We start from the raw sequence: 3573 nt of genomic DNA, 5'->3' as shown, positions 1-3573 counted from the left end.
GCTGTTCCTCTACCTGGTGTGCCGCTCGCCCCGCCACTACCCGCTGCACGCCGGCGCGGTCGGCCTCGACGGCGAGGTGGCCCTGGTGTCCGCGCCCACCGGCACGGGCAAGTCGACGTTCAGCTTCTGGTGCCTGGAGCGCGGCGCGGACCTGGGCGGTGAGGACATCATGGTCCGGCACCTCGACGACGAGCCCGGCGTCGTGTGGGGCTACCCGCGGGCCGTCTACCTCGACCGCGCCACCGTCGAGCGCGCCACCGTGCTGGACGGCGCGCTGGTCAGCGAGATCGACGACGGCAGCAAGAGCCGCGTGCGCCTGCCCGACTCGCTGTCCGACCGGCTGCGCCCGCGCACCCGCCCCGGGGCGGCGGTGTTCCTGGTCCGCGACGGCTCCACCGGGGTCCGGCCGCTGGGCGTGGACGAGGCCGTCGAGCGCTGCCGCGACGACTTCGCCACCGGCAAGACCGACCCTGCTGTGCTCGCCGCAGTGGAGGAGGACCTGCGCGGGCTGCTGGGCGGGCTGCCGGTGCACGAGTTCTCCCTGTCGGGGGACCTGGACGAGTGCTTCGACGGGATGCGCGCGCTGCTGCGGGCGCCGCAGGCGGTGCGCTGAGCGCCGTGCGCTGCGAGGTGTGGTGGGCGCGCCCGGTCGACGGGCTGACCGGGCTGCTCGACGCGGGCGAGCGCGCCCGGCTGGACCGGTTCCGCGACCGGGGCGCGCTGCTGCGCCACGTCACCGGCCGGGCCCTGGTCCGGCTGCTGCTCGCGCGGGAGCTGGGCGCCTCGCCGACCGCGGTGCGGCTCACCGCGTCGTGCGAGCGGTGCGGCTGCGCCAACGGCAAACCGCGCCTGGCGGAACCGCGCGGCGTCCACTTCTCCGTGTCGCACTCGGGTGACCGGGTGGTGGTCGCGCTGTCCCGGGGCGCGGACGTCGGGGTGGACGTGGAGGAGACCGGACCGGTGGACCCGCGCGTGGCCGAGCTGGCCGGCTGCCCCGTCGCCGGGTTCCACCTGGCGTGGGCGCGCAAGGAGGCGGTGCTCAAGGCCACCGGCCACGGCCTGTCGGTGCCGCCGGGCGCGGTGCGGGTCAGCCCGCCGGACGAGCCGCCGCGCCTGCTCGGGTGGACCGCGCCGGAACCGCCGGCCACGCCCGTGGCGCTGCACGACCTCGACGCCGGGCCCGGCTACGCCGCGTCGGTGGCGCTGCTGACCGACGCGGCGTGGGAGGTGGCGCCGTTCGACGCCGTGCCGCTGCTGGCCGGGCACGGCGCCCGGACGCGCGCGGGCTGAGCTCAGGTCTCGGTGCCGAACACGGCCTTGCGCATGGCGGTCAGGGAGTCCTCCGCGTCCACGAGGGCGTGCAGCAGCAGCACGACGTCCCGGTCGACGCCGAGGATCTCCGCCGCGTGCTCGACCTTCGCGCGCTCGGCCTCCCCGTAGGAGCCGTCGGCGCGGCAGATCCGGATGGCGTGGTAGACGAGGTGCCGCTCGGCCTTCCAGGTGGGCACGTCGACCCGGATGCCGGTCAGCAGCGCGCGCAGGTCCGCGCCGCGGTGGTCGAAGCGGGCGTAGTCGTCGACGACGTGCTGCGGCGCGCCGAACTTGCGCTGGTGGTCGACCAACCAGTCGAGTTCGGCGGGCGTCACCTCGCCGTCGGCGCCGGCGATGGTCAGCAGCACGTACCCGTAGTCGCGCATCGCCGCCTCGCTCGCGGCGGTGATCCCGTAGTCGTCGCGGGCGAACCCGCTCACCGGCACCATGGGCTCGGCGGTCATGACGGCCTCCTTCGGGGCGGGGCCGCCAGCGTCCACGCCGGGGTGGCGGCGTGGCAACGGGAGCAGTGCCCGAACACCCGTACGGGGCCCTCGCCTCACGCGTGCGGGTGATCTTGGCCGTCGTCCGCCGGTCCGAGCAGCAGGCGCAGCGCCGGTTCGAAGTCGGCGCGCACCGGGCGGCTCGGCGAGACCAGCGCCTGGTGCAGCAGGCCGTCGAACAGGACGGTGAGCACCCGGGCGGTCGGCTCGGCCACGTGCCGCGCGAACACCTCGGTCAGCATCGCGTCCCACGCCGTGCTCGCCTCCCGCAGGCCGGGGCGGCGCAGGGCCGCGCTGTACAGCTCGTAGGCCAGCACGCTCGTCTTCCGGTGCCGCGTCGCCAGCGTCACCAGGAAGTCCGACAGCTCGGTGGGCAGATCGGCTCGCGGTCCGAGGGAATCGGCCCAGCGGCGCAACCTCGCCACGTTGCGCTCGGCCACCAACCGCACCGCCGCGACCAGCAGCTCGTCGAGGTCGGCGAAGTGGTACGTGGTGGAGCCCAGCGGGACGTCGGCCTTCGCCGCCGCGGCCCGGTGCGTCAAGGCCGACAGCCCGGACCCCGCTATCACGTCGACCGCCGCCCGCACTATGCGTTCCCGCCTGTCGGGATCGTTCCGCCGTGCTGATCCCATGAGATCCCCTCTCGCGCAAGCACTTCCGCCGCCGGTGTCCACGGAGCGGGAAAGCGGATCGGGCCATGTGTACTTCTGTACATTCGCCGCCGACCGCCCTCCCCGCCACCGCACGGAGTTTCCCATGGCCCAGAAGGAACGCCGCGCCGCCGCGTTGTCGGCGCCGCACTCGGTGCTGGTGCGCGTGGCCGCCGTGGCGGCGCTGCTCGGCATCTGGCAGCTGCTGGTGCTCGCGCAGTTCTGGCCGCCCGCCGTGCTGCCCGGTCCCGGGCAGGTGTGGGACCAGTTCCTCTCCGCGTCCGACCCGGGCAACGGCCAGGGCGGCTACGCCGGGTCCACTGTGGTCGAACGGCTCGGCGTGAGCCTGCGCCGCGTCGGCTACGGCGTCGGCTACGGCGTGCTGATCGGCGTCGCGCTCGGGCTGGTCATGGGCCTGGTGCCGGTCGTCCGCGCGGTGGCCGAGCCGTTCGTGACGTTCCTGCGCGCGCTGCCGCCGCTGGCCTACCTCAGCCTGCTGGTCATCTGGTTCGGCATCGACGAGGAACCCAAGGTGTACCTGCTGGTGGTGGCCGCGTTCCCGCCCGTCGCGGTGGCGACCGCGGCCGCCGTCACCGGGGTCAACCGGCAGTACGTGGAGGCCGCCCACGCCCTCGGCGCGAACCGGCTGGGCGTCGTCACCACGGTGGTGCTGCCCGCGTCCGCGCCGGAGATCCTGACCGGCGTGCGGCTGGCCGTGGGCATCGCCTACAGCTCGGTCGTGGCCGCCGAGACCGTCAACGGCGCGGACGGCATCGGGGGCATGGTCCTCAACGCCCAGCGCTACAACCAGACCGCGGTCGTCCTGCTCGGGCTCGTCGTCATCGGCGTGACCGGGCTGCTCATCGACACCGCCCTCCTCGCGCTGCAACGCGCCGTCTCGCCGTGGCGCGGGCGGGCGTGAGCGCCGACACCGGGAGCACCACCATGTCCGTCACCCGCAGATCGGTCCTGTCCCTGTTCGCCGCCGCACCGGTGTTGGCCGCGTGCGGGGTCGGCGGCTCGTCCCCGGGCTCGGGGGAGCGGCCGAAGGTCCGCGTCGCCTACCAGAACTTCGCCGACGGCACCCTGCTGGTCAAGGACCAGGGGAC

The 3573-nt window shown here is 74.8% G+C and carries 5 protein-coding genes; 3 read left to right on the top strand and 2 right to left on the bottom strand.

What is annotated here, in order from left to right; all coding sequences use genetic code 11:
• Together ACFV4N_RS37650 and ACFV4N_RS37645 are read left to right on the top strand one after the other, a co-directional pair.
• Positions 1 to 613 (top strand): hypothetical protein (locus ACFV4N_RS37650; RefSeq protein WP_499677451.1); only part of this gene is annotated, 613 nt, incomplete at its 5' end.
• Positions 614 to 618: 5 nt separating this feature from the next.
• A complete protein-coding gene (locus ACFV4N_RS37645) occupies positions 619 to 1290 on the top strand; it encodes a 4'-phosphopantetheinyl transferase family protein (RefSeq protein WP_499677450.1) in 672 nt (223 codons plus the stop codon).
• A 2-nt stretch (positions 1291 to 1292) separates the two neighbouring features.
• Here ACFV4N_RS37645 and ACFV4N_RS37640 read toward each other — a convergent pair whose 3' ends face one another.
• Both ACFV4N_RS37640 and ACFV4N_RS37635 read right to left on the bottom strand, forming a co-directional pair.
• Positions 1293 to 1775: a TerB family tellurite resistance protein gene (locus tag ACFV4N_RS37640; RefSeq protein ID WP_499677449.1), complete on the bottom strand. Its 483-nt coding sequence runs from the start codon at positions 1773 to 1775 to the stop codon at positions 1293 to 1295.
• Between the two features lie 95 nt (positions 1776 to 1870).
• Positions 1871 to 2356 carry a TetR/AcrR family transcriptional regulator gene (locus tag ACFV4N_RS37635; RefSeq protein WP_499677448.1) on the bottom strand — a complete coding sequence of 162 codons (486 nt, stop codon included), beginning with the start codon at positions 2354 to 2356 and terminating at the stop codon, positions 1871 to 1873.
• Between the two features lie 214 nt (positions 2357 to 2570).
• Here ACFV4N_RS37635 and ACFV4N_RS37630 point away from each other — a divergent pair, with 214 nt between their 5' ends.
• The gene (locus ACFV4N_RS37630; RefSeq protein ID WP_499677447.1) at positions 2571 to 3386 is read left to right on the top strand and encodes an ABC transporter permease; all 816 of its coding nucleotides are present in this window, start codon (positions 2571 to 2573) and stop codon (positions 3384 to 3386) included.
• The last annotated feature ends 187 nt before the right edge of the window (positions 3387 to 3573 follow it).

This window comes from Actinosynnema sp. NPDC059797 (assembly GCF_042732085.1).
Lineage (GTDB): Bacteria > Actinomycetota > Actinomycetes > Mycobacteriales > Pseudonocardiaceae > Actinosynnema.
This window is presented reverse-complemented; position numbering and strand designations above follow the sequence as displayed.